Origin of the sequence: Rhizobium bangladeshense, assembly GCF_017357245.1 — a bacterium.
Lineage (GTDB): Bacteria > Pseudomonadota > Alphaproteobacteria > Rhizobiales > Rhizobiaceae > Rhizobium > Rhizobium bangladeshense.
The window spans coordinates 2,454,714-2,478,694 of the sequence record NZ_CP071612.1; the positions used below are offsets into that span (position 1 = coordinate 2,454,714).

Here is a 23,981-nt window from a genome sequence, read left to right on the forward strand (position 1 = left end):
ATACCGGTTTGCTCCAGCAGCAAGACACCAGCGACGATGACAGTTGAGGCGAGAGCGATGACAGAAATGTGGCGAGACCTTTTCATGGTCTCATGCCTCTGCCTACAGGTGTCGACAAGATGAATACGGCCTCGGACCAGATAAGAACTGTAAGTTTTTTAGACACCGTTCCCGCCAAGCGGGTATGCACTGTTCCGCCGAAGATACATTTTCCAATGCAGAATCATAGGTCTGCCTGAAGTATTGAGCTTCGCCGGAATTTTTATATGTAATCTTTGGTATATGTCGCTTTAATCTTTTCCCAAGAAATTTAAGCTAACAAATTAAATATTGCCTTTGAATTTATGAGGAGTTCGCCGGATGAATACGGCTGTCGCGCCGAAGGTGCAGGTTCCCGACGTCGCGGGTCAAATCACCTATGCCATGCGCTCGATGGGTGTTGCGCCGATACCGCGCAATTACGAACTCTTCTACGAGGCCTATATCGGCTCTAACCCTGCCCTCACTCGCGAACTTGCAGCCCTTGGCAGCCAAGCCACGCAGGCCGAACTTGATGCGCTCGGTGCGCAATATTTCACCACTAGCCCGGCCCGGGTCTTCGACGACGTTCATACGCGCATATCAGGCGAACTCGAAGGCCTGTTGCGGATCCTGAGGCAGGAGCAGAGCTCGCTCGAAAGCTATTCCAGGCTGCTCGGCGAAACCCACAAGCGCATCACATCGAAGAGCAATGCCAGCGTCGAACTGATCGAAAGCGCCATCGAACTTTTAAGCCAGGCGACTGGCGACACCATGGCGCATGGCGAACGCACCGTCGAGGACGTCGTCCAGCGCTCGCAGGAGATGGACCAGGTCCGCAAGGAACTCGACGAATACAAGCGCATCGCCAATACCGATTCGCTGACGCGCCTTTCCAATCGCCGCGCCTTCGACGACCGCCTTGCGGCCGTCTTCAACAATCCCGGCATGCGGCCGGTGACGGCCCTGCTGCTCGCCGATATCGACAATTTCAAGAAGATCAACGACACCTACGGCCATCCCGTCGGCGACAAGATTCTTGCCACCGTAGCCTCCGTCATCCGCAGCAATGTCCGGCGCGACGTCTTCGTCGCCCGTGCCGGCGGCGAGGAATTTGCCCTGATCATCGAGGGCAACACAGTCGAGGAAGTGGCGGCGATCGCCGAACGCATCCGCCGTACGCTGGAAACCACGCCGTTCAAGAATTCCCGCACGCGGGTGAATTACGGCCCGATCACCGTTTCGATCGGCATCTGCATGGCGTCGAATGCCGAGGATGCCGGCGAGCTATACAGCAAGACCGACATCGCCCTCTACGGCGCCAAGAATGCCGGGCGCAACTGCATAGTCCTCTATCAGGACGGCATGCAGAAGGACTTCAGCAAGAGCTGGCTGATCTACAAGTCCTGATGGCCTTCACCACATCGTCTTCGCCGCACGTGCCGGCCATTCCCGGTCGTAGGTTTCCTGGTCGAAATCGCCGACCGCGGCCTTCAGCATCTGACCCGGCGTCGGCAGCTTCGCCGGATCGGCGAAATGTTCGCCATTCCAGAGATCGGCCCTCATCACTGCGCGTGCGCACTGGAAATAGACCTCGTCGATCGAGATGACGACGACGGTGCGCGGGTGTTTGCCATCCATCTCGAAGCTTGCAAGCAGCGCATCATCGTCGGAGACGACACCGCGTCCGTTGATGCGCATCGTCGTATTCGAGCCAGGGACCAGAAACATCAGCGCGAGCCTTGGATCTCGCACAATATTCGAGAGCGAATCGACGCGGTTGTTGCCGCGCCAGTCCGGCAGATGCAGCGTCTCTTCGTCGACGACGCGAACCACGCCGCCGAGATCGCCGCGTGGCGAACAATCGAGCCCTTCCGGGCCGACGGTCGCAAGCGCCGCAAAGGGCGATATCTCGATCATCTGACGGTAAAGCGGCGTCAGTCGCTTGGTCACCTTGTCGACCGAAGCCTGCGATAGGCCTGCGCCGTAGATCCTATTGAGCTCTTCGATGCTGCTGATGATTTTCATAAGGCGTCCCGCCGCGGCTTGATATCCGGGGCGGACGCTACAATGCCGCGCGCCTTGCCGGAAGCTCAAAAAACGGAATGATCTCCGCATCTTTTTTGATAGCGCTGCCGGTAACGCCTTTCTCGTCCGGATTGCCATCTAGAAATGTCGCAATCGCAGCAAGCACCGGAGCGGCGCTTACGATGCGCCGATGCCCGAAACCGTTCGCCCACAACAGCCGGACGCTCTCGCCTGCCGCCCCGTAGCGTCTTGCATGGGCGGGCGACACCTCCTTATCGTCTTCGGCGTGCATGACGAGAACCGGCCGGCCAATGCTATCCGCCGCCCCGCCGATATCGAAATCCTCGAGTCGCCGCCCGGTGACACGGCTAACCTCGTTCTCGAAGACTGCCTGCGCGGCAGGGCGCAGGCCTACCAAACGGCCAAAATCGATAAACAGCCAGCGCATCTCGCTCGGTGCGCCGATCAACGCCAGTCGCTCGATGGTGACAGGTGCGAGATGAGGCAGCAAACCCAAAGCCGAGACCATCAGAGCTGCCCCGCCGAAGGAATGGCCGATCGCTGCATCGAATGTGCCGAACCGCGCTTCGGCCGCCGCTATCGTTTCCACGGCGAGCCCCATGTGCAGAAAGCGTCCGCCGGCGCATCCATGGCCGGGAAAATCGAGCGCCACGACCTCCGCGCCAGGCGCCGAAAGCATGGAAACGAGCTCGGCCATATATTCAGTGCGCGAGCCCCAGCCATGCGTCACCAGAAATCGCTTGCGCTTGCCCCGGGCCCCGCCGTTCAGCCGGTAGGCATATGCACGTCCTCCACCGGCGAGCTTAAGGGCGAAACGCTCGGCTCCGGCAAGCCGGGCCGCACCCGACGCATGCGCCGCCCTCGCCTTCGCTCCCTCCGGCCTTGGCGATGGCGTACGGCAGAACAGCAGGAACGCCGCTTTGCCCGCCAGAGCGGGTGAAACTGCCTGCAGCAGCGAAAAACCGCGGCGGGTGACGTCACTTAAGAAATTTGCCATAGTGGGAATCCCAAAGACTGTTCAACGCTGAACAATAAAGTACAACTATGAACAAAAATCAATCCCTTCCCTGGGATCATCCGCGTTTTCGCAGCTGGATTGCGGTGGCGCGCGCCTGTCAGCTGATGCAGCAGTCTTTGACCCGCTCGCTCGCCGATCTCGAAATCAAGCCGCCTCACCTCGACATTCTGGTCAATCTCTACCGCTTCGAAGGCATTTCGCAGCAGGAGCTGGCACGCAAACTGCTTGTCGGCCGCTCCAACATGAGCATGCTGCTGCCACAGATGGAAAAACGCGACCTGATCGAGCGGCGCGGCGACGAGCGCGACAAGCGGGTGCTACGCCTCTATCTCACTCCGGAGGGTCGCAAACTGACCGAGGCGGCGATGGCAATCCAGACCGATCTCATCGAGCGCACGCTCTCCGATGAGCCGATCGAGCAATGCATGGCGACCGCCACCTCGATGGAACGCATCGTCGCCGTGCTGCTGAAAGATCTGCGCGACGACGAGTGATGATCAATGCAGCGACGGCGCCGTCGATGTGCCGCTCAGCGAGCGGTATTCCCAGGCAGCGACGATGATCAGCACCAGCGTCGCCAGAATACCCAGCAGATAGACCTCGATGAAGGGGGTCACGAAGGCCAGCAGGATCACCAGCACGAGGCCGGCAAGATGCGACAGCGGCATCTGCCCGCTGGTCGCGCCCTTGAACCAGAGATTGCCGACGAGGAACAGGCCCGAACCGCCGAGCACCGCCGCGGCGATTCCGAAGTCGCCCGTCTCATGCGGATGCGAGAACATGAATTCCACAGCCACCGCATGCACGATGATGCCGGCCAGGATCGGAATGTGCCCATAGGTGAAGGCCTGCCGCGCCAAGGCCCCCGGTGTCTCCTCATGCTCGATACGATGAACGGCTCGCCCGTGGCCGAAGCGGAAGTAGAGCCACCACATGGCGACCGTGCCGATGAAGGCGGTTACGAAGATCAGGCCGGTCAAACCAGAGATCGGCAACTCCGAAAATGTACGGCCTGAAACAAGAATTGCTTCGCCGAGGCAGATGATGACGAAGAGGGCGCAACGCTCAGCCATGTGGGCGCCGGACACATCCCAGTCGCTTGGCCTTGAGCGTCCGAGCCGCGGCACCGCAAAGCCCGCGGCCGGCCCGGCATATTCGATCGCCAATGCGATCAGCCATGCGATGAGCCGGGCCTCATGCTCCAAGAGCCCGCCGGCGATCCAGAAGACGGCGGCCGCCACCAGCCAGCTTGTGATGCGGGCGAAATTCAGCGTATTGGCACGGTCCACTCGCGTCATCGCATAGGTCGCAAACAGCGACCGCCCAACCTGCATTGCCACATAGGCGCCGGCAAAGAGCAGCCCCTTGTCGCCGAATGCCTCGGGAATGGAGGCTGACAACACCAGCCCGAGCATCATCAGCACCACCAGCATGCCGCACACCGGCATCCTGTCCGGATCGAGCCAGTTCGTCACCCAGGCGGTGAATATCCACACCCACCAGACGGCGAAGGTCATCAGCGCCGCTTCGACCGCGCCAAGCGGCGTATAATGGGCTGCGAGCGCATGCGAAAGCTGCGAAATCGAAAAGACGAAGACCAGGTCGAAGAACAGCTCGAGAAAGGTCACTTTGCTGCCGGCGGCGCTGCCCTTGGCACGCAGCCAGCTCTTTCGGTTGGTTTTCGCCATATGCCCCTCATGGCTGTTTTATCTGAAATTCAGCGCGGCTTCTCCGCCGTGTCGCGATTCATGCCCTTTTCCCTGAGCTCGTCCTCATAGGCCGAAAACAGCTCGGGCCCTCGCTCGCCAAGCTCGCGCAGGTAGGTCCAGGTGTAGATGCCGGTATCGTGCATGTCGTCGAAACCGATACGGACCGCGTAATTGCCGGTCGGCGTCATCGAGATGATTGCGACGTTGCGTTTGCCAGGTACCGTTACCTTCTGCCCCGGCCCGTGGCCCTGCACCTCGGCCGAAGGCGAGAGCACTCGCAGCAGCTCGGCCGACAGGTCGAAGCTCTGCCCATCGCTGAAGGTCACCACAAGCCGCTGCCTGTCTTTCGAGACGCGGAGTTCGGTCGGCCAGATATCGCTCATCTCTGTCACCCTCTTTCCCTGGAGAAGTAGGCTTTCGCCATTTTGGAGGCAAGCGCAAATTGCCGTATGTGAAATCTGTTTCCCTTGACGGGGCAATCACATATGCACACATTGAAAGATATCGCTTGAAACCGGCATGACTTTCGCGACGACGACAGCCCGAAGGGCAAGGCCCTGCGGCGGAGGAACTGGTGAATACAAGAGTGGGAACGATAAGCAACGCAGCGCCGCTGGTGTCCGATGCGCATCCAATGATCGACCCTTTCGGCCGAGCAATTACCTATCTACGCGTCTCCGTCACCGACCGCTGCGATTTCCGCTGCACCTATTGCATGGCGGAGAATATGACCTTCCTGCCGAAGAAGGATCTCCTGACGCTGGAAGAGCTTGACAGGCTCTGTTCCGCCTTCATCTCGAAAGGCGTGAAGAAGATCAGGCTGACGGGCGGCGAGCCCTTGGTGCGCAAGAACATCATGTATCTCGTGCGCAGGCTCGGCGAAAAGATCGGCTCCGGCCTTGATGAGCTGACGCTGACCACCAACGGCTCGCAGCTCTCCCGCCATGCTCAGGAACTTTATGACTGCGGCGTGCGCCGCATCAACGTCTCGCTCGATACGCTCGATCCCGAGAAGTTCCGCAAGGTCACCCGCTGGGGCGATTTCGACAAGGTGATGGAAGGCATCAACGCCGCGCAGAAGGCAGGCATCAAAATCAAGCTCAATGCCGTGGCCTTGAAGGATTTCAACGGTGCCGAGATCCCCGATCTCCTGCGTTTCGCCCACGGCCGCGGCATGGACCTGACCGTCATTGAAACCATGCCGATGGGCGAGATCGAAGAAGACCGGACTGACCAGTATCTGCCGCTCTCGAAATTGCGAGCCGATCTCGAACGTCAGTTCACCCTTGTGGACATCCATTATCAGACCGGCGGCCCAGCGCGTTACGTTAGGGTCGAGGAAACAGGCGGCCGCCTCGGCTTCATCACGCCGCTGACACATAATTTCTGCGAGAGCTGCAACCGTGTGCGCCTCACCTGCACCGGCACGCTCTATATGTGTCTCGGCCAGAACGATGCCGCCGACCTGCGCGCCTCGCTGCGGGCCACCGAAGACGACGCCCTTCTCCATGCCGCCATCGACGAGGCCATCACCCGCAAACCGAAAGGCCACGACTTCATCATCGACCGCACGCACAACCGTCCGGCGGTGGCCCGGCATATGAGTGTCACCGGTGGGTGATGCCCGGTCCCGCAAAGCACAGCGATCGATCCAGTGAATCGATCGCAGGGCCGCACGCCCGGAGCCTGAAGCGAAGGGCCCGGGCATCCCGCTCGCCCGTAAGCAGGGCCAGTCCTGGGCCGCCGGCGACAGCGACCTGCGCTTCATCGACGAGATCATGGGCGCCCTAGACATTAGCCCTCGCCTTCCGTGATCTCGGCGCGCTGTCCGGCCGCAACGTCAAACTCGTCTCGATCGCCCAGGCGCTCCGCGAGCTGGAAATCATGCTGATGGACGAACCAACCAGCGCGCTCGACCTCCACCGCCAGATCGAAGTCCTGGACTTCATGGCCGACAGGCCCGCACCAAGGGCATGCTCGCCATGATCGCCATTCAAGACCTCAACCAGGCGCTGCGGTTCGTCGACAAGTCCTCATCATTGCCAACGGCCGCATGCGCGTCTGCGGCGCCCCAAGGGGATGTGGTGACCGCCGAGACGTTGATGGAGATCTACAGGATCGAGGCTCGGGTGGAGAAATGCTCGCTGGAATAGCATCATGTAACCGTCGACGGGACGGCACATTGACCTGGTAAAGTCACCCCATCTCGTCAGTCGATCAATCGCTGCGCGGTAAACTTGTCCGTAACAAGCATGTCGATGACACCCACGCGGAGCGCGCCTGCGATCGCGTCGGTCTTCTTGGCTCCGCCGGCAAGAGCAATGACCCGGTCCACCCGTTCGAGATCCTCGAGTGGAAGCCCTATGACCCGGTCATCCAAGGGCGTCTTGACCGCCTTGCCGTTCTTATCGAAGAAGCGAAGCGAGATATCGCCGACGGCTCCCGCTTCCGCAAGGTCGGAGAGTTCGCGAGACGAAAAGATATTGCCGGAGCGTGCAAGAAGTTCGGATGGTTCCACGGCTCCGATGCCGACGATTGCAAGCGTTATGCTGCCGAACAGATCCATCGTCTCGCGCACGAAGGGGTCGGCCTGCATAAGAAGCTTTGCTTCTCTGGATGTCGTGACGCCCTGCACAGGAAGCAGCTTCGGCTCGGCGCCGGTCAGGCGCGCAAGCCGTGTTGTCAGCTGCGTCGCATGGGTCTGCACCGACGGATCGCCCATGCCTCCAAGGGTCTGGACGACGTATTTCGCCTGGGCGCTCTTCTGAGGATGAATATTCTCGACCATCTTGAAAATGGTCTGGCTCCAGCTCGAAACGCCGATGATCTCACCCGGCGCAAGCGTCACCTCCAGGAGATGAGCCGCTGCCTCACCGATACGGGCCATGATGGCGCCGTCCCGATCTTCCGTGCACTCGACGACGATCGCCTCAGGCAGGCCGTATTTCTCGCGAAGCGCGCCCTCGAGCTCGCTGTAGGTGCCGACAGGAGGGATCACGCTGGTCCTTACGATATCTTCAGCCTCGGCGCGCTTGAGCATGCGTGACACCGTGGCCTGCGACAGTCGAAGGTGCTCTGCGATCTCCGCCTGTCGCCGCCCCTCTATGTGGTACATCTGGGCGACCCTTGAAATGAGGCGGAGTTCGTTGAGGCGAGTCATCGCTGATCCCGGAGTGAATTTTTATTCACCTTTAGCCTGTGTTTCGCGGGACGTCGAGCGGGCGAGCGCATCATTCCAGCTATCGAGAAGTCCCGCGCGATCCACGGTTTGCGGCTCGATGATCTCGGTGTTTCGCGGCAGCGCCGCGACAACGTGGAGATCGCTCCACATGCCGAGCGACAGCCCCGCCAGATAGGCAGCGCCCAGAGCCGATGCCTCGGGTGCTTCGCATTGGATTACGGGATGTTCGATGAGGTTCGACACACACTGCATCAGGAAGCGGTTCTGGCTCGGTCCCCCATCGACATAGAGCGCGCCGAGCGCGCCGCCGCTCTGTGCCCGCATGGCGGCAATCACATCATGGACCTGGAACGCGATGGAATCGGTTACCGACCGCGCCATCTGCGCACGTGTCGTATTGAAGTTGATCTGCGAGAACAGGGCACGGGCGTCGGAATTCCAATAGGGCGCTCCCAGTCCGACGAAGGCTGGCACGAAACCGGGTCCGCCAGGCTCGGCGCTCGCCGCAAGTTCGACAAGGGCCGCCACATCTTCAAGGCCGAGAATGCCGGCCATCCAGGGAAGGCTGGCAGCGCAAACCAGAATATTGCCTTCGAAAGCGAAGGTCGGCTTTCCCCCGATGCGCCATGCGACGGTGGTCGTGATGCCGTTGCGTGGGGCTATGAATTGCGGGAGCGTCGTCATGATCGAAGAGCCGGTTCCGAAGGTCACCTTGCCGTCGCCCGGCTTGAATGCTCCATGGCCGAACAGGGCGGCGTGGCTGTCTCCGATCGCGGCCATGATCGGCGTGCCGTCCGGCACCCCTGGCAGTCCTTTCGTCCGGCCGAAATCGGCGGAGCTGTCGAGCACTTCGGGCAGGAACGCGACATCGACGCCGAAGATCTCACCGAGTTCCTCGCTCCATCTCTGTTCGCTGAGATCGAACAACTGGCTCCTGGCGGCATTCGAAGCATCGCATACATGCCGGCGCCCGCCTGTCAGGCAGTGGATGAGCCAACTGTCGACCGTTCCCAATCGCACCCGCCGTCCGGCCGGAATCCGGTCGAGCAGCCACCGGAATTTCGAACCTGGAAACATCGGATCCAGCGGAAGGCCGGTCAGCGCCTGCACACGCTCGAGGCGGCGTTCGGCAATCAGACGTTCGCAATCCCGTGCCGTTCGACGGCACTGCCAGCTGACCACCGGTCCAAGCGCCTCTCCCGTTTCGGCATCCCAGGCGGTGACGGACTCGCGCTGATTGGAAATGGCAATGGCCGCGATATTCGCGTCGGGGCTGGCCTTCAGGCACGCATCGATCGCTTCGCAGACCGAAGCGTAGAGCCGGCGCGGGTCCTGTTCGACCCAGCCTTCCCCCGGATAGGAGATGCCGACAGGGGACGAACCTCGGCCGATGATTTCGCCCGTCTCGGAAACGAGAACTGCCTTCGAATTGGTCGTGCCTTGGTCGATTGCCAGAATTGCCCGCATTCTATCCTCCCCAGATCAGCTGACGGCCGGGATGGCAACAGGCGTCCCGGCCAGTCTTGATCCCATTACTTGCGCTTGATCAGCTCCTGCGCGGCGTCGGCGATTGCGGATGGCGACATGCCGTATTCGTCGAGCAGGAACTCTGCCGAACCGGTCGGGGCATAGACGCCGGGAACGCCGAGGCGCTTCATCGGCACCGGGGCATGGTCGACCACCACTTCGGCCACCGCGGAGCCGAGCCCGCCAAAGATCGAATGTTCTTCGGCCGTGACGATCGCTCCGGTTTCCCTGGCTGCGGCGATGATGGCCTCTTCGTCGATCGGACGAACCGTTGCGAGATTGAGCACCCTGGCATCGATGCCGCGGTCTGCGAGAATCTCGGCAGCCTTCACGATGCGATGCGTCAAGGTGCCATTGGCGATCAAGGTGACTTGCGAACCCTGGCGAAGGAGATTCGCTTTGCCGAGTTCGAACGTGTGACCTTCCGGAAGAAGGTCGGGCACACCGACCCGTGACAGGCGCAGGAAGCAAGGCCCGCTGTAGGTCGCTGCCCAGGCAACCGCAGCAGCGGTTTCGATCCGGTCGCAGGGCGCGATGACCGGGAGATTGGGCAGCACCCGCGTCCAGGCGAAGTCTTCGATCGAGTGATGAGTCGGACCGAGTTCGCCATATGCCATGCCGGACGAGATCCCCACCAGCTTGACGTTGGCGTTCGAGTAGGAAATGTCGGCCTTGATCTGCTCCAGCGACCGCCCCGTCAGAAACGGAGCAGCGCCGCACACGAAGGGCAGCCGTCCGCCATTGGCAAGGCCTGCTCCGACGCCGACCATGTTCTGCTCCGCGATGCCGACATTGACGAGGCGCTCCGGAAACCTCGACTTGAAGCCGCCGAGCTTGGAGGAGCCGACAGAGTCGTTGCAGACGGCAACGATCGTTTCGTTTTCGCCGGCCAGCCGCTCGAGCGTAGAGGCGAATGCGTCGCGGCAATCGTGGAGCTTGGGTGGGTTTACTGGCGCGTTCATCACAGTGCCTCCGACAATTCTGCCAATGCGATTTCGTATTGTTCCCTACTCGGCACCTTATGATGCCACTCGACCCGGTCCTGCATGAAGGAGATTCCGTGGCCCTTGTTGGTGTGGGCGACGATGCAATGCGGTCCCAACCCCCGGTGTTCGAGAGCCGGAACGATCTCGCCCATACTGTTGCCGTCGATTTCGGTGACTTCCCAGCCGAAGGCTTCGAGCTTCGGACGAAGGGGCGCGAGATCGTTGGTTTCAGCCAGCGCAGCACCCTGCTGGAACCTGTTGTGATCGATGATCAGGGTCAAGTTATCGAGCTTGAACTGGGCCGCCGCCATGATCGCTTCCCAGTTGGAGCCCTCCTGCATCTCGCCGTCGCCGGTGACGACATAGGTGCGATATCCAGCGCCTGAGAGCTTCGCGGCTTTTGCCATTCCGACCGCAACAGGAAGGCCGTGGCCGAGCGGACCGGTATTCGTTTCGACGCCCGGAACCTTGTTGCAGTTTGGATGCCCGTTCAGCCTCGAATGCGGCTGCAGGAAGGTGGAAATCTCCTCCTCCGGAATGAAGCCGCGTTTGGCAAGCGTCACATAGAGAGCGCAGGCCGTATGTCCCTTTGACAGAACGAACCTGTCGCGGTCGGGATGCTTCGGCTGATCCGGCCAGACTTTCAGCACACGAAAATAGAGCGCCGTCAGAATGTCGATGACCGACATCTCCCCTCCAATATGGCCGGCGCCCGCTTCAAAGACCGCCTGGAGATCACGCAATCGGATCTCGCGGGCGATGCGCTCAAGTTCTGTCGTATCCATGGGCTCCTCATGTGCATAAATATTCACTACTCAATATTTTTGCACAACCAACCGATTAGTCAAGCCCTTTAGCGAGGCACCCGGAAGCGCACACTGCTGCAAATCTTGTTGACAGCCGGAAAGCAACTTGTTAATGAATTTTCCAGCAACGGTGAATAATTATTCTAGCTTGCACAAATATCAGATACAAGCGTAAGCATGGGAGGAGCAATGGTGGCGCTCGATATCAATGAACACAGGCTTTCCTCCGGAGCTTGGCTCGGCAAGCTCAAGGGAGCGACCGGTCCGCTCGTGGGATTGCTGGCGCTGTGCATCTTTCTGAGCTTCAGCACGGACACGTTTCTTTCGGTCCGGAACGGCCTCAATATCCTCGACCAGATCACCGTCCTCGGCATCATGGCGGTTGGAATGACCTTCGTCATCCTGATCGGCGGCATCGATCTGTCCGTCGGCTCGGCCCTCGCCCTGGCGATGATGGTCATGGGCTGGACCGCCAACGTCGCTGGTCTGCCGCTACTCGTTGGGATCGCCTTTGCGCTGATCGCCTCGGCTGTTTGCGGCCTGATCGTCGGACTTCTGGTGACGCAGTTCAGGGTTCCAGCCTTCATTGCCACTCTTGCAATGATGTCGGCGGCGCGCGGCGTTGCGAACATGATCACGGACGGCCAGCAGATCGTCGGCTTCCCCGACTGGTTCATGATGCTGGCAATCGATCGCCATTTCGGCGTCATGACTGCCACGGTCTTCCTCATGCTCGCGGTCGTTCTTGCGGCCTGGCTCTTCCTGCACTTCCGGTCCGAAGGCCGCATGCTCTATGCGGTGGGCGGCAACCCCGAAGTCGCGCGGCTGGCCGGCATCAACGTCCCGCTGGTGACGATAGCCGTCTATGTCGTGAGCGCAGTCCTTGCCGGGCTTGCCGGCATCGTGCTCGCCGCCCGCCTGGATTCCGTCCAACCGTCCAGCGGCCTTGGCTATGAGCTGGACACCATCGCCGCCGTCGTCATCGGCGGGACTTCGCTCTCCGGCGGCGCAGGCGGCATCGGCGGAACGCTGATCGGCGTGCTGATCATCGGTGTGCTGCGCAACGGCCTCAACCTTCTCAACGTCTCGCCCTTCCTCCAGCAGGTGATCATCGGGATCGTGATCGTGCTTGCGGTCGGCGCAGAGACCATTCGTCGGCGTCGCGCCTGACGCGCATCGTCCGCCGCGTTGGCGGGCACGGAATTCCGTCCCGGAAATTCGGGGCGGAGCAATCACCCGAGGGGGAGGACATACCCTAGGGTTCCATCAAAACGGAGGAACTACAATGAAAATTGCGCGCACCATGCTTGCGTCCGCTGCACTGCTCGGTCTCATGCTCGGTCCCGTCCACGCGGCGGAGCTGAAGAAACTTGGATTGGCCGTCGCCAACCTTCAGGCAAACTTCTTCAACCAGATCAAGCAATCGGTCGAGGCCGAAGCCAAGAAGCGCGGCATCGAAGTCATCACGGTCGATGCAAAGGGCGACGGGCCGACGCAGGTCAACCAAATTCAGGATCTTCTGACCCAGAAGATCGACGCGCTGATCTACATTCCGGCAGGTGCCGCCGCTGCGACCGTTCCGGTCAAGCTCGCGAAGAACGCCGGCATTCCGGTGGTCAACGTCGACCGCAACGCCGAGGGCGCGCCGGGAGATACGTTCCTCGCAACGGATTCCGTCGCATCGGCCAAGGCGGTATGCGACTACATTCTGAAAGAAGCCGGCGGCAAGGGTAAGATGGTCATCATCCACGGCCAGAAGGGCACGACCCCGGAAGTCGACCGCTCCAAGGGCTGCGCTGAATCGCTCAAGGCCTATCCGGATGTGAAGGTCGTCGCCGAGCAATATTCGAACATCTGGAGCCAGGACGAAGGTTTCCAGATCATGCAGAACATGCTGCAGGCAAATCCTGATGTCTCGATCGTCTTCGCACAGGCCGATGGCCTCGCGCTTGGCGCCGCTCAGGCGATCAAGGTCGCAAACCCCTCGCAGAAGATCGTGGTCGGCGGCTTCGATGGCGACACCGCGGCTCTCGAAGCCCTCAGCAAGGGCGTCTTCAACGTAACGGCAACCCAGCAGACGCAGAAGATGGGCCGCGACGCTGTCGAAAATGCCGCCAAGCTTGTCGCCGGCGAAAAGGTACCCCCGGTACAGCTCCTGGATGCCACGCTGACAACCAAGGAAAACGTCGCAGGCTTCATCGCCAACCATCCGTAATGAAGTCGAGGTCTTGAGGAGGTGTGCCGTGACTGATCCAGTTCTTTCCCTGAGGGGCATATCCAAGTGGTATGGACCGCTCCAGGTGCTGAAGAATGTCAGCCTGGACGTCCATCCCGGTGAAGTGGTTGCGCTTCTCGGGGAAAACGGAGCGGGCAAGTCGACGCTGTCGGGCATCATTGCCGGCTCACGCACACCCTCCGAGGGATCGATGACATGGCTGGGGCAGCCTTATGCCCCGGCCACCCCGCGGGAAGCGATCGACAAGGGCGTTGTGCTGATCCACCAGGAACTGCAGCTTCTGCCGCAGCTGTCGATCGCCGAAAACGTCTTCATCGGACGCTGGCCGATGAAGAACGGTGTCGTCGACCGGGCTCAGATGGTCCGCCGGGCCCAAGACCAGCTCGCGCGCTTGAACCTCCATATACCGGCAACGCGGATGGTCGCCGGCCTTTCCACCGCAAATCAACAGCTCATCGAGATCGCCAAGGCGCTGGCTCTCAACGCCAAGCTCCTTATCCTCGATGAACCGACGGCCGCCCTTGGCGGCGCCGAGACGGAAGCTCTGTTCGCACAGGTTCGCAAGCTTCGCTCGGAAGGCGTGGGCATCGTCTACATTTCCCACCGCATGGAAGAGATCAAGCAGATTACCGACCGCATCGTCGTTCTTCGCGACGGCGAGCGGGTGCAGGAATTTTCGGACAGCGCGACCCCGGTGCGAACGATTGTCGAGAGCATGGTGGGACGCCCGCTTGATCGCCTGTTCCCCACCCTGCCCGTTCCGACCGAGCGCCCTGTACTCCAAGTCTCCGGCCTGAGCTCGCCTGACAATTCGTTCCGGGACGTCAGTTTCGAGGTTCGGGCCGGAGAAATTCTCGGCATCGCCGGATTGGTCGGCGCCGGCCGCACCGAACTGGTGCGGGCGATTTCGGGCGCGGATCCGATCAGTGCCGGCTCGATCAGGCTGGAAGGCGAGGAACTCAGGCTGCGTGATCCGGCCGACGCCATCGCCAAGGGCATCGTAATGGTTCCGGAAGACCGCAAGGAGCAGGGCCTCATCGTCGGCCACCGGATTAGCGAAAACATCATCTACGCCAATCTGGATAAACTCGGCGGTGGCTGGATCACGCCGCGCCTCAAGCGCTCCTTCGCGGAAAAGGCAGTTGCCAAGTTCGGCGTCAAGGGCCGCGCCGAGCAATACGCCTCCGATCTCTCCGGCGGCAACCAGCAGAAGGTCGTGATCGCGAAGTGGCTCTTGCGCGATCCCAAGGTCGTGGTCCTCGACGAACCGACGAGAGGCATCGACGTCGGCGCCCGCGCCGGCATCTACGACATCATCGTCAACCTTGCCAAACAAGGTGTGGCGGTCATCGTCGTAAGCTCGGACCTCGAGGAGGTTCTCGGAGTTTCCAACCGCATTCTCGTGCTTGCCCAAGGCAAGCAGGCAGGCATCCTCGATCGTGACCAGGCCAATGACGTTTCGGTCATGGAGTTGGCTACTATCTAACAAACAGAGAAAGGAAGAGCGGTGTCCGACATCACTCTGAACGCCCCGAAGCTTTTCGATCTCAGCGGCCAGGTCGCCATCGTAACCGGTGCCGGGAGCGGCATCGGGCAGCGCATTGCCATCGGCCTTGCGCAATGCGGCGCCGACGTCGCGCTGCTCGACCGCCGGACTGATGACGGGCTGGCCAGGACGGCTGACCACATCAGCGCCGCCGGCCGCCGCTCGATCCAGATCGCGGCTGACGTCACGAACAAATCTTCCCTTGCAGACGCCGTCGCGCGCACCGAAGCGGATCTCGGCGCGTTGACCCTTGCCGTCAATGCTGCCGGCATCGCCAACGCCAATCCGGCAGAAGAGATGGAAGAGGATCAGTATCAGACGCTGATGGATATCAACCTGAAGGGCATATTCCTGTCCTGCCAGGCCGAGGCCCGCGCCATGTTGAAGAATGGGCGCGGCTCCATCGTCAACATCGCCTCCATGTCCGGCGTCATCGTGAACCGGGGGCTGAGCCAGGCGCATTACAACGCCTCCAAGGCGGGCGTCATCCATATGTCGAAGTCCTTGGCCATGGAATGGGTCGGCCGCAGCATCCGCGTCAACACCATCTCCCCCGGATACACGGCAACGCCGATGAACACCCGGCCGGAGATGGTCCACCAGACCAAGCTCTTCGAAGAGCAGACGCCGATGCAGCGCATGGCGACGGTCGACGAGATGGTGGGGCCGGCGATCTTCCTGCTGTCGAATGCGGCAAGTTTCGTGACCGGCGTCGATCTTCTCGTCGATGGCGGCTTCTGCTGCTGGTGATGCGATGAGAAGCCGGCCGCTGGAAAAAGAACGGTCTCGCTCCCTCCCTGGCTGAGACCGCGGTGCTGAAGGGACTAACGGGCATGACGACGTGCAACATCGCTGTCTGCCCGCCCTTCACGCCGAGCAGCCGCTTCAGCTCCAACAATAAGCGCGGGATCGGCCGCGCCGAGATTTGCTGTTTATGTCAGAATACGAGGAACGACTATGAAACGCTTTGAGCAAAAGACTGTCGTCATTACCGGAGCCAGCCGCGGCATCGGCGCCGCGATCGCCAGGCGCTTTGCGCGCGAGGGCGCCAATCTCGTCCTCTCGGCCAATGAGGATCTGGTCCACGGCGTTGCCGAAGGGATCAGGGCCGAAGGCGGCAATGCGATCTCCTTCATCGGTGATGTTACCGACAAGGCGAGCGTCGTCGCTCTCTACGACGCGGCCGAAAGCGAATTCGGCACAGTCGACGTCTCGATCCAGAATGCCGGCGTCATCACCATCGCCCGAGTCGAGGATCTCACTGAATATGAGTGGGACAAGGTCATGGCCGTCAACACCAAGGGCGTCTTCCTCTGCGCCCAGGAGGCCATTGCAAGAATGCGAAAGCACAAGCGCGGCGGCCGCATCATCAATACCGCCTCCGGCCAGGCCCGCGACGGCTTCATCTTCACGCCGCACTATGCCGCTTCCAAAATGGGCGTGGTCGGCATCACCCAGAGCCTGGCGAAGGAAGTCGCGACCGAGAACATCACCGTCAACGCCTTCTGCCCCGGCATCATCGAGACCGACATGTGGGCCTATAACGACCAAGCCTGGGGCAAGCTGCTCGGCGATTACGGCCCGGGCGAACTGATGAAGGAATGGGTCGAGGGCATCCCGATGAAACGCGCCGGCTCCGGCGAGGACGTTGCCGGGCTGGTCACCTTCCTCGCCAGTGACGACGCCGCTTACATCACCGGCCAGACGATCAATGTTGATGGCGGCTTGATTATGTCCTAGGTCCCGGAAATGACGGCGCAATGGCGGCCGACCTCGTCCTTAGAGGCCCCTGCGGGGCACCAGATGAGGTCGGAGACAAATCGCGGCTTGCCTCAATGGAGGGCCGAGCATCACGCGAGAGCTCCAGTCTACGTGAGGTAGCGCCCTGATTACCACACTAGCCACACGGCACGCAGATCACTCCAGCCACGACGGAGCACCACCATCAGCCCTCATCCTGAGGTGCTTAGGCCGCAGGCCGGAGCCTCGAAGGACGAGGGCGGGTGGCTCGATCTCTGACGTGCTTAGGTGCGGCTGATCGAAACCCCGCCATCCGCCAGCATCGCCGTGCCGGTGACGAAGCTCGACAGATCGGACGCCAGAAAGAGCGCCGCATTGGCGATCTCTTCCGGTTGCGCCAGGCGTTTCAGCGCATGCAGCCCGTTGACGAAGGCAAGCACTTCCGCCGTCGCATCAGGCGCATTGGTGATGCTGGCAGGCGTGTCGGTTCCGCCGGGCAGCAGCGCATTGACGCGAATGTTGCGAAAGGCGAGTTCGGCGGCGAGCACCTGTACGAAACCGATCAAGCCGGCCTTGCTGGCGGCATAAGCGCCCATGCCCGGCATGCCAGCGGTATGGCCGACGAAGGTGGAAGTAAAGATCAGCGACCCTCCGCCTTCTCCCATCGCTTCCGATTGGTGCTTCGCCCCAAGGAAAGCGGCCGTCAGATTGGTCTCGATCGTCTCGCGCCAGCCCTCCAGCGATAATCCGGCAACCGGGACCATCTGGCCAACGACGCCGGCATTGTTGAAGGCTATATCGAGCCTGCCGAAACGCGAGACCGCCATTTCGACGAGGCTTGCCTGCAGCGCCTCGTCCCTGACATCGCCGGCTACGGCGACAGCGCTTCCGCCCTCCGCCACGATTTCGGCGACGACGGCATCGAGCGCATCCTGCCGCCGGCCGTTGATCACCAGCTTCGCACCTTCCCGTGCAAAGACCTTAGCGGCTGCGCGGCCGATGCCGGAGCTTGCGCCGGTGATGATCGCGGTTTTGTCGTTCAGAAGTCTCATGTTTGTTTCTCCTCAGTTGTCGAGGCATTCCAAATCTCAGACATAAGGCGCTGCAGCCACCCGTTTCCCGCGCGCAAAAGCAAAAGTCGCTGATGGCAAATGGTCGTCGTCGCTGATCAGTTTCGCGGCAGAGTTCGGGCGGAAGTCGTGATGACCGTATCGGAAATGCCGAATTCGCGAGGTAAAATCGTCCCTTGTGATGATTTTCCACATAGGCGCTGCCGTTACGTCAGCCCCTTGCGCACCGCATCAGCGATTTATCCCGAGTGTGACATTCATCCGATTCCCTTCATGCATCTTCCCGACTAAGAAGGAGCGCACAGGTAAGGGAATCTCTTCATGCCGCGGTCACGTAATACTGAGGGCGCCATCTATATGAGCTTGGCGATGGCCGGCTTTTCCGCAAGCGACGCTCTGTCCAAATCGGTGATCGCCTATATGAATGCCGGCGAGATCATGTTCCTGCGCGGCCTGTTTACCAGCCTGCTCGTCTACCTGATCGCGTGGAAAATAGGCGCGCTGCGCTCCTGGCGCATCGTGCTGCAGCCGATGATCATCCTCCGGATCATCTGCGAAATGCTCTCGGCCGTTACCTATATCACCGCGCTCGGCATGATGCCGATCGCCAATGCCTCGGCGATCCTGCAGTCGCTGCCGCTGGTCGTCACTTTTGGCGCGGCACTCTTCTTCAACGAGCCGGTCGGCTGGCGGCGTTGGTCAGCGATCCTCGTCGGCCTCGTCGGGGTGATGGTCATCATCCGACCCGGTCCAGAGGGCTTTACCGCCGCTGCCCTTCTTTGCGTCAGCGCAGTGCTGACGACGGCCGGACGCGATCTCGCCACCCGAACCATCAACCCGGACATCCCCTCGCTGATGATAACAGTCATCACAGCCGTATCCGCCTCCTTCTTCGGCGCCCTGCTCATTCCGGTGCTCGGTGGCTGGCAGCCGGTCAGCGCCAGCGCGCTTGGACATCTCCTGCTCGCCTCGGTCCTGGTGCTCGTCGGATACCAGTCGGTCATCCTTGCCATGCGCACCGGCGAAATCTCCTTCGTTGCACCCTTCCGCTATACCAGCCTGATCTTCTCCTCGCTGCTCGGATTCGTCTTTTTCGCCGAAGTGCCCGACAGGTGGACGCTCGTGGGCGCTGCGATCGTCATCGCTTCCGGCCTCTATACGTTCTATCGTGAGGCCAAACGCCGCGTATCGCCGATCGCGCAGGAATCGGCGCCGCGCTCGCCGGTTTGAGGCAGGATGATGACTGGTTTTTCGCTCGACAGGTCAGATATAGCGGGCGTCGTGCTCGCCGGCGGCCGCTCGCAACGCATGGGCCGCGACAAGGCGGAGGTGACGCTTGGAACAGAGAGCTTGCTCCACCATGTGCTGGCCCGTCTCTCGCAGCAGGTCATCTCCGTTGCCGTCAACGCGGATGCCGCCACCGAGCACGTGCCGGTCATCCCCGACCGTTTTCCCGGCAAGGCCGGGCCGATGGCCGGCATCCATGCGGCAATGGTCTATGCGGCCGGCCTTCCCTCGGTTACCCACGTCGTTACCGTTTCGGTGGATTGCCCGTTCTTCCCCACCGATCTCGTCGCCCGCCTGTCAGCAGCGCTCGAGCATCCTTTGCAGATCGCCATTGCCGCCTCCGAGGGCCGCAGCCATCCGGTCTTCGGGCTCTGGCCGGTGACGCTTGCCGCTGATCTGGAAACCTGGTTCGCCATCGACGAAAAACGCCGCGTGCGCGACTTCCTGTTGCGGCATGACGTTACGCAAGTGGCCTTTCCCCTGCATCCGACCCGCGCCAGCCTGCTCGACCCTTTCTTCAACATCAATACGCCGGATGATCTCATCGAGGCGGAACGCTGGCTGGAGGCCCTTCGCGCATGACAGCACCAAAAATCTTCGGCATCGCCGGCTGGAAGAACTCGGGCAAGACCGGGCTTGCCGTCCGGCTGGTGACGGAGTTCACCCGCCGAGGCTACCGGATCTCGACGATCAAGCACGCTCATCATGATTTCGACATCGACAAGGTCGGAGCCGATAGCTACCGCCACCGCCAGGCCGGCGCCCACGAGGTCACCATCGTGTCCGGCACGCGCTACGCCATCATGCACGAATTACGCGGCGCCCCCGAACCCGAATTCGAGGAGATCCTCGCCCGCCTTGCCCCCTGTGATCTCGTCCTGATCGAGGGCTACAAGCGCGAGCCTATTCCGAAGATCGAGGCTCGTCGCCTTGAAGCCGCCAATCGTCAGCCGCTGGCACCGACCGATCCTCATATCTGCGCCATCGCCGCCGATCATGCCGTGGCGGATACGGCCCTGCCCGTCTTCGATCTAGATGACACGGACGCCATCGCCGATTTCATCGCGGCGGTCGTCGGCCTCGGCCAAGCGAGGCACTGAAGCGGTTGCGATGCGGCTGGATCCCAAGATCGGAGTCATTTCGCCTGCAATCGCCTTGGTGATTTCCTTGGCAAGCTGCGCCTGATTATAGGGCTTTCCCAATCGCGGAAGATCGATATCTGTGCCGGCGGGAAGCTCGGCATAACCAGTTGCCAGGATGATCGGGAGAGTCGGAAGCATGTTCCGCGCGGACTGAGCGAGCTGTGCGCCGGTCATGCCCGGCATCGAATAATCGGTAATCATCAGGTCGAAGTGTTGACCGCTCCTGATCAACGCGAGCGCCTCCGAACCGGAATTTGCCTCGACGACATCATGGCCGAGATCTTCGAGCATATCGGCGGAACTCATGGCAATCAGCGTATCGTCATCCACCAGAAGTATCTTCAGCCCGGGCGAGGCCTCTAGGGCTGGCAATTCTTCGGCCGGACGCTCAGGGGGCCGTTCTGTCGCCGGAAGCCACAGCTCTGCGGTCGTTCCTGTGCCCAGCTCGCTTGTCAGGACAAGAGCGCCGTTGAGCTGAACGGCAAGCCCGTGGATCATCGACAGGCCCAGGCCAGTGCCCTTTCCGACTTCCTTGGTCGAAAAAAACGGATCGACCGCCTTTTTCAGCGTCTCCGCATCCATACCGGTGCCGCTGTCAGCCACCGCCAACACGAGATAGCTTCCCTCCCCGAGACCGCCATCATTGCCGATAACCTGTTCCTCACGGAGCGATATCGCCAGCCTTCCACCCTCCGGCATCGCATCGCGCGCGTTGACGGCAAGGTTGAGCAGCGCCAGTTCGAGCTGGTTCGCATCAACCAGCGCCGGCGGCAACGCCGCCGGCAGAATGGTTTCGATGTTGATCGAGGACCCGACCGAACGCTGCAGCAGATCGTGCATTCCTGTCACCAGCTCGGCCAGATCGACGGGCCTGACCTGCAGGTCCTGCTGTCTGGCAAAGGCCAGCAGCCGCTGCGTGAGCGCAGCGCCCCGACGCGCGCCCTGCAGTGCGCCATCGACCAGACGCATCGCCTTGGCATCTCCGGCGACATGTTTGCCCAGCAGCTCCAGGTTCCCAAGAACCACCATCAGCAGATTATTGAAATCATGTGCGACACCACCCGTGAGCTGGCCGATCGCTTCCATTTTCTGTGATTGGCGAAGCTGCTCCTCGGCTCGCTCACGCTGGGCCACCTCCTCGAGCAGGGTCTGATGCGCGGTGTTGACCTCCCTGGTCCGTTCCTTGACGCGCTCTTCGAGGGTTTCGTTCAGCCGTCTCAGATCATCCTCGGCGGTCTTCCGGGTGGTGGTATCGGAGCAGACGCCGACAAGTTTCCTGGCGGAACCATATCTGTCGGTATAGAGCTGCGCATGGACCTCGGTCCAATGTAGCGATCCATCCGGCCATATCGTTCTGTGCTCGATGGAGTAGTCACGTCCAGTGTCGATGGTCTGGCGCAGGCGCGCTTCCACGACGGGCCGGTCCTCGGGGTGGATGCTTTCAATCAAATCGTCGTAGGTGACATCGTCGTCGGCGCCTCGGCCGAAAATCTCCTTGCAGGTCGGCGAGACCGACAAGGCCTTCGAAGATAGTTCCAGCTCCCATGCCCCGAGCCGACCGGCAACGAGCGCGGTCTGCAGCCGACGCTCTCCTTCGCTAAGAGCCTCGAGCTGGGCACGCGCCTCATACTGGCGATGCCGTCCCTTCAAAGCTGTTCGAATAATACTAATGAAGGAGGTCGGATGAAACGGCCTTTCCAGGAAGGTGACGTTGCCAAGCACTTCGGAAAGTCTGGCTGCGCTTGGATTTCGCTCTGGCCCCCCGCCTCGCATGGTGAGGACGATGAAAGGCAGGTCCGACCAGCTCGGCTGGGCCGAAACCCAGGACGCGATCGCCTTCAGATCACTCGACCGAACCGCTTCTTCCGTCAGAACGCCAAGCGCTATGTCATCACTGAGTGACGAGGCAAACGTGGAAAGGTCGGCGGCGGCAATCGATTCCAATCCTGCCTCATCAATCAATGAAACCGCCACCGAGGCATCGCGGCCAGCGGGGGTGTAGATCAGCGCTCTCGGTTTGCCGGAATTAGGAATTGCCGCTATCCCCACCATCGGTCGACAAGAGCGACTTTGCGGTATCTGTGAATTCGGGGACGCCGCGGAGCACGCCCTGGAACCCCACGAGAGGTCCTCCGAGTGTTAGCCCGTTAGCGCCGATGCGATATTCCCGAATGGTATCCTCGTGGAAGCCGGTCCTCTTCTTGATCACGGAAACGGCCCGCCGCACCTTCCCGGCAGCCTCGAAGTAACGCAGCAGAATGACGGTATCGGCGAGATAGGTGACGTCAACGGGTGCCTTCATGTCCCCGACCAGCCCGTGTTGGGCGACGGTGAGAAAGGTGTTGGCGCCTTGCCTGTTCAGAAATTGCAGCAGCTCATGCATGTGAAGGACCAGCGAATTCTCATCCGGCATCGACGCTTGATATCCGTTGATACTGTCGATGATAACGGTTTTTGCGCCCAATTTGTCGACGCAGTCTCGCACGCGATGGGCAAACTCCCCTGGCGAAAGCTCGGCGGCATCGAGCTGTTCGATGTGGACCTGACCGGCGTCCCTCATCGCCTCAAGGTCCATTCCGAGAACCTTCAGACGCGCAAGGAGCAGACCGAGCTCCTCATCGAAAATGAAGGCCGCCGCCTTTTCGCCCCGCCGGATCGCCGCAACCAGGAACTGAAACGAAAAGGTGCTTTTGCCCGTGCCCGCTGGACCGAGGATGAGTGTGCTGGAACCCCGCTCGATGCCGCCGCCAAGAAGAAGATCCAGCTTCGGAATGTCACAGGAGATCTGATCGCGGAGGTAACTCGACCTGTGTTCGGCGGCGACGAGCCGAGGAAATACAACCACGCCGCCAGTCTGGATGATGAAATCGTGAAAGCCACCGCGGAACGCCTGCCCGCGATATTTCATGATCCTCAGACGTCGGCGTTCGGAGCCGTAATTCGGCGCCAGTTCCTCAAGATGGATCACGCCGTGGACAACGCTGTGCACCGTCTTGTCCAGTACGTCGGATGTCAGATCGTCCAACAAAAGAACCGTCGCTCCCTGCCGCGCAAAATAATGCTTCAGCGCAAGGATCTGCCGGCGATAGCGGAGTGAGCTTTGCGCCAGCAGCCTGATCTCGGAAAGGCTGTCAAGCACCACGCGACGTGGCTTGACCCGCTCGAACGCGGCGAAAATCTCCCTCGTCGTCTCTCCGAGTTCAAGATCCGAAGAATATAGCAGACTCTGCTGCTGGTCTGCATCGAGCAGGCTTTCAGGAGGCACGACCTCGAAGATCTCGATATTGCCGTCGATCACCATGCCGTGCGACGCGGCGCCGGCCCGCAATTCGCTCTCGGTTTCCGAAAGCGTGATGTAGAGCCCCAGCTCGCCAAGCCGCGCACCTTCGATCAAAAACTGCAGGGCGATTGTGGTTTTGCCCGCTCCCGGATTCCCCTCCAGTAGGAACACGTGCCCTGTGGAGAGGCCCCCTGCCAGAATTGTATCCAAACCGGACACACCGGTCCGGGCTTTCGTGGCAGGCGCGGCACTGTTCATTCATCGTTTCCTTCAGCTTCAACGGTGAATTAGTGGCGCGTTAAGGAATGTCAAATTGCCGGAAGGGATGATTCCGCTTGTGGATCGGTGGTGCGCAAGCGGCCAGATCGAACGGCGATAGCGAAGCC

At 61.1% G+C, this 23,981-nt stretch carries 22 protein-coding genes and 1 pseudogene; 12 read left to right on the top strand and 11 right to left on the bottom strand.

Annotated features, from left to right (window positions below; all coding sequences use genetic code 11):
• Window positions 1–360 precede the first annotated feature (360 nt).
• Window positions 361–1,428, top strand: a complete 1,068-nt coding sequence (locus J2J98_RS11960) for a GGDEF domain-containing protein (RefSeq protein ID WP_138395341.1) — start codon at window positions 361–363, stop codon at window positions 1,426–1,428.
• Between the two features lie 6 nt (window positions 1,429–1,434).
• Here J2J98_RS11960 and J2J98_RS11965 read toward each other — a convergent pair whose 3' ends face one another.
• Together J2J98_RS11965 and J2J98_RS11970 are read right to left on the bottom strand one after the other, a co-directional pair.
• Complete coding sequence (locus tag J2J98_RS11965) at window positions 1,435–2,046, bottom strand: pyridoxamine 5'-phosphate oxidase family protein (protein WP_138395342.1); 612 nt, start codon at window positions 2,044–2,046, stop codon at window positions 1,435–1,437.
• 37 nt (window positions 2,047–2,083) lie between these two features.
• Complete coding sequence (locus tag J2J98_RS11970; RefSeq protein WP_207601154.1) at window positions 2,084–3,064, bottom strand: alpha/beta hydrolase; 981 nt, start codon at window positions 3,062–3,064, stop codon at window positions 2,084–2,086.
• A 47-nt stretch (window positions 3,065–3,111) separates the two neighbouring features.
• Between J2J98_RS11970 and J2J98_RS11975 the strand changes: the two genes are divergently transcribed.
• The gene (locus J2J98_RS11975) at window positions 3,112–3,579 is read left to right on the top strand and encodes a MarR family winged helix-turn-helix transcriptional regulator (protein WP_138395344.1); all 468 of its coding nucleotides are present in this window, start codon (window positions 3,112–3,114) and stop codon (window positions 3,577–3,579) included.
• A 3-nt stretch (window positions 3,580–3,582) separates the two neighbouring features.
• Here J2J98_RS11975 and J2J98_RS11980 read toward each other — a convergent pair whose 3' ends face one another.
• The gene (locus tag J2J98_RS11980) at window positions 3,583–4,773 is read right to left on the bottom strand and encodes a low temperature requirement protein A (protein ID WP_207601155.1); all 1,191 of its coding nucleotides are present in this window, start codon (window positions 4,771–4,773) and stop codon (window positions 3,583–3,585) included.
• Window positions 4,774–4,802: 29 nt separating this feature from the next.
• A complete protein-coding gene (locus tag J2J98_RS11985) occupies window positions 4,803–5,177 on the bottom strand; it encodes a gamma-butyrobetaine hydroxylase family protein (RefSeq protein WP_064705192.1) in 375 nt (124 codons plus the stop codon).
• 191 nt (window positions 5,178–5,368) lie between these two features.
• Here J2J98_RS11985 and moaA point away from each other — a divergent pair, with 191 nt between their 5' ends.
• Both moaA and J2J98_RS11995 read left to right on the top strand, forming a co-directional pair.
• The gene (gene moaA / locus J2J98_RS11990; RefSeq protein ID WP_138395346.1) at window positions 5,369–6,415 is read left to right on the top strand and encodes a GTP 3',8-cyclase MoaA; all 1,047 of its coding nucleotides are present in this window, start codon (window positions 5,369–5,371) and stop codon (window positions 6,413–6,415) included.
• 85 nt (window positions 6,416–6,500) lie between these two features.
• Window positions 6,501–6,947 (top strand): annotated as a pseudogene (locus J2J98_RS11995) (ATP-binding cassette domain-containing protein); the annotation flags it as partial.
• Between the two features lie 56 nt (window positions 6,948–7,003).
• Here the strand turns inward: J2J98_RS11995 and J2J98_RS12000 are convergent.
• The 4 genes from J2J98_RS12000 to J2J98_RS12015 all read right to left on the bottom strand — a co-directional run bounded on the left by J2J98_RS12000 (window position 7,004) and on the right by J2J98_RS12015 (window position 11,273).
• Complete coding sequence (locus tag J2J98_RS12000) at window positions 7,004–7,954, bottom strand: sugar-binding transcriptional regulator (RefSeq protein WP_138395347.1); 951 nt, start codon at window positions 7,952–7,954, stop codon at window positions 7,004–7,006.
• 21 nt (window positions 7,955–7,975) lie between these two features.
• Window positions 7,976–9,442, bottom strand: coding sequence for an FGGY family carbohydrate kinase (locus J2J98_RS12005; protein ID WP_207601156.1), 1,467 nt, complete (start codon window positions 9,440–9,442; stop codon window positions 7,976–7,978).
• Between the two features lie 65 nt (window positions 9,443–9,507).
• Window positions 9,508–10,464: a transketolase family protein gene (locus J2J98_RS12010; RefSeq protein ID WP_207601157.1), complete on the bottom strand. Its 957-nt coding sequence runs from the start codon at window positions 10,462–10,464 to the stop codon at window positions 9,508–9,510.
• Window positions 10,464–11,273 (bottom strand): transketolase, encoded by an 810-nt coding sequence (locus J2J98_RS12015; RefSeq protein ID WP_207601158.1) that lies wholly within the window; start codon window positions 11,271–11,273, stop codon window positions 10,464–10,466. Before J2J98_RS12015 ends, J2J98_RS12010 begins: the two co-directional genes overlap by 1 nt.
• A 210-nt stretch (window positions 11,274–11,483) precedes the next feature.
• Here J2J98_RS12015 and J2J98_RS12020 point away from each other — a divergent pair, with 210 nt between their 5' ends.
• The 5 genes from J2J98_RS12020 (at window position 11,484) to J2J98_RS12040 (ending at window position 16,816) form a co-directional block, all read left to right on the top strand.
• The gene (locus J2J98_RS12020) at window positions 11,484–12,464 is read left to right on the top strand and encodes an ABC transporter permease (RefSeq protein ID WP_207601159.1); all 981 of its coding nucleotides are present in this window, start codon (window positions 11,484–11,486) and stop codon (window positions 12,462–12,464) included.
• Window positions 12,465–12,579: 115 nt separating this feature from the next.
• Window positions 12,580–13,509 (top strand): sugar ABC transporter substrate-binding protein, encoded by a 930-nt coding sequence (locus J2J98_RS12025; protein ID WP_039620119.1) that lies wholly within the window; start codon window positions 12,580–12,582, stop codon window positions 13,507–13,509.
• Between the two features lie 28 nt (window positions 13,510–13,537).
• The gene (locus J2J98_RS12030) at window positions 13,538–15,016 is read left to right on the top strand and encodes a sugar ABC transporter ATP-binding protein (RefSeq protein WP_207601160.1); all 1,479 of its coding nucleotides are present in this window, start codon (window positions 13,538–13,540) and stop codon (window positions 15,014–15,016) included.
• Window positions 15,017–15,037: 21 nt separating this feature from the next.
• On the top strand, window positions 15,038–15,826 hold the full coding sequence (locus tag J2J98_RS12035) for an SDR family oxidoreductase (protein WP_207601161.1): 789 nt from the start codon (window positions 15,038–15,040) through the stop codon (window positions 15,824–15,826).
• 207 nt (window positions 15,827–16,033) lie between these two features.
• Window positions 16,034–16,816, top strand: coding sequence for a glucose 1-dehydrogenase (locus J2J98_RS12040; protein WP_064705201.1), 783 nt, complete (start codon window positions 16,034–16,036; stop codon window positions 16,814–16,816).
• Window positions 16,817–17,100: 284 nt separating this feature from the next.
• Here J2J98_RS12040 and J2J98_RS12045 read toward each other — a convergent pair whose 3' ends face one another.
• Complete coding sequence (locus tag J2J98_RS12045) at window positions 17,101–17,868, bottom strand: SDR family oxidoreductase (protein WP_207601162.1); 768 nt, start codon at window positions 17,866–17,868, stop codon at window positions 17,101–17,103.
• Between the two features lie 339 nt (window positions 17,869–18,207).
• Between J2J98_RS12045 and J2J98_RS12050 the strand changes: the two genes are divergently transcribed.
• The 3 genes from J2J98_RS12050 to mobB are packed head-to-tail and all read left to right on the top strand — an operon-like array spanning window position 18,208 to window position 20,273.
• Window positions 18,208–19,116: a DMT family transporter gene (locus J2J98_RS12050; protein WP_207601163.1), complete on the top strand. Its 909-nt coding sequence runs from the start codon at window positions 18,208–18,210 to the stop codon at window positions 19,114–19,116.
• A 9-nt stretch (window positions 19,117–19,125) separates the two neighbouring features.
• Window positions 19,126–19,755 carry a molybdenum cofactor guanylyltransferase MobA gene (mobA, locus tag J2J98_RS12055; protein ID WP_207603119.1) on the top strand — a complete coding sequence of 210 codons (630 nt, stop codon included), beginning with the start codon at window positions 19,126–19,128 and terminating at the stop codon, window positions 19,753–19,755.
• Window positions 19,752–20,273 (top strand): molybdopterin-guanine dinucleotide biosynthesis protein B, encoded by a 522-nt coding sequence (gene mobB, locus J2J98_RS12060; RefSeq protein ID WP_207601164.1) that lies wholly within the window; start codon window positions 19,752–19,754, stop codon window positions 20,271–20,273. The genes mobA and mobB overlap by 4 nt, the downstream gene beginning before the upstream one ends.
• Here the strand turns inward: mobB and J2J98_RS12065 are convergent.
• Both J2J98_RS12065 and J2J98_RS12070 read right to left on the bottom strand, forming a co-directional pair.
• A complete protein-coding gene (locus J2J98_RS12065; RefSeq protein ID WP_207601165.1) occupies window positions 20,205–22,367 on the bottom strand; it encodes a hybrid sensor histidine kinase/response regulator in 2,163 nt (720 codons plus the stop codon). The genes mobB and J2J98_RS12065 overlap by 69 nt on opposite strands.
• Window positions 22,342–23,853 carry an ATPase domain-containing protein gene (locus J2J98_RS12070; RefSeq protein ID WP_207601166.1) on the bottom strand — a complete coding sequence of 504 codons (1,512 nt, stop codon included), beginning with the start codon at window positions 23,851–23,853 and terminating at the stop codon, window positions 22,342–22,344. Before J2J98_RS12070 ends, J2J98_RS12065 begins: the two co-directional genes overlap by 26 nt.
• Between the last annotated feature and the right edge of the window lie 128 nt (window positions 23,854–23,981).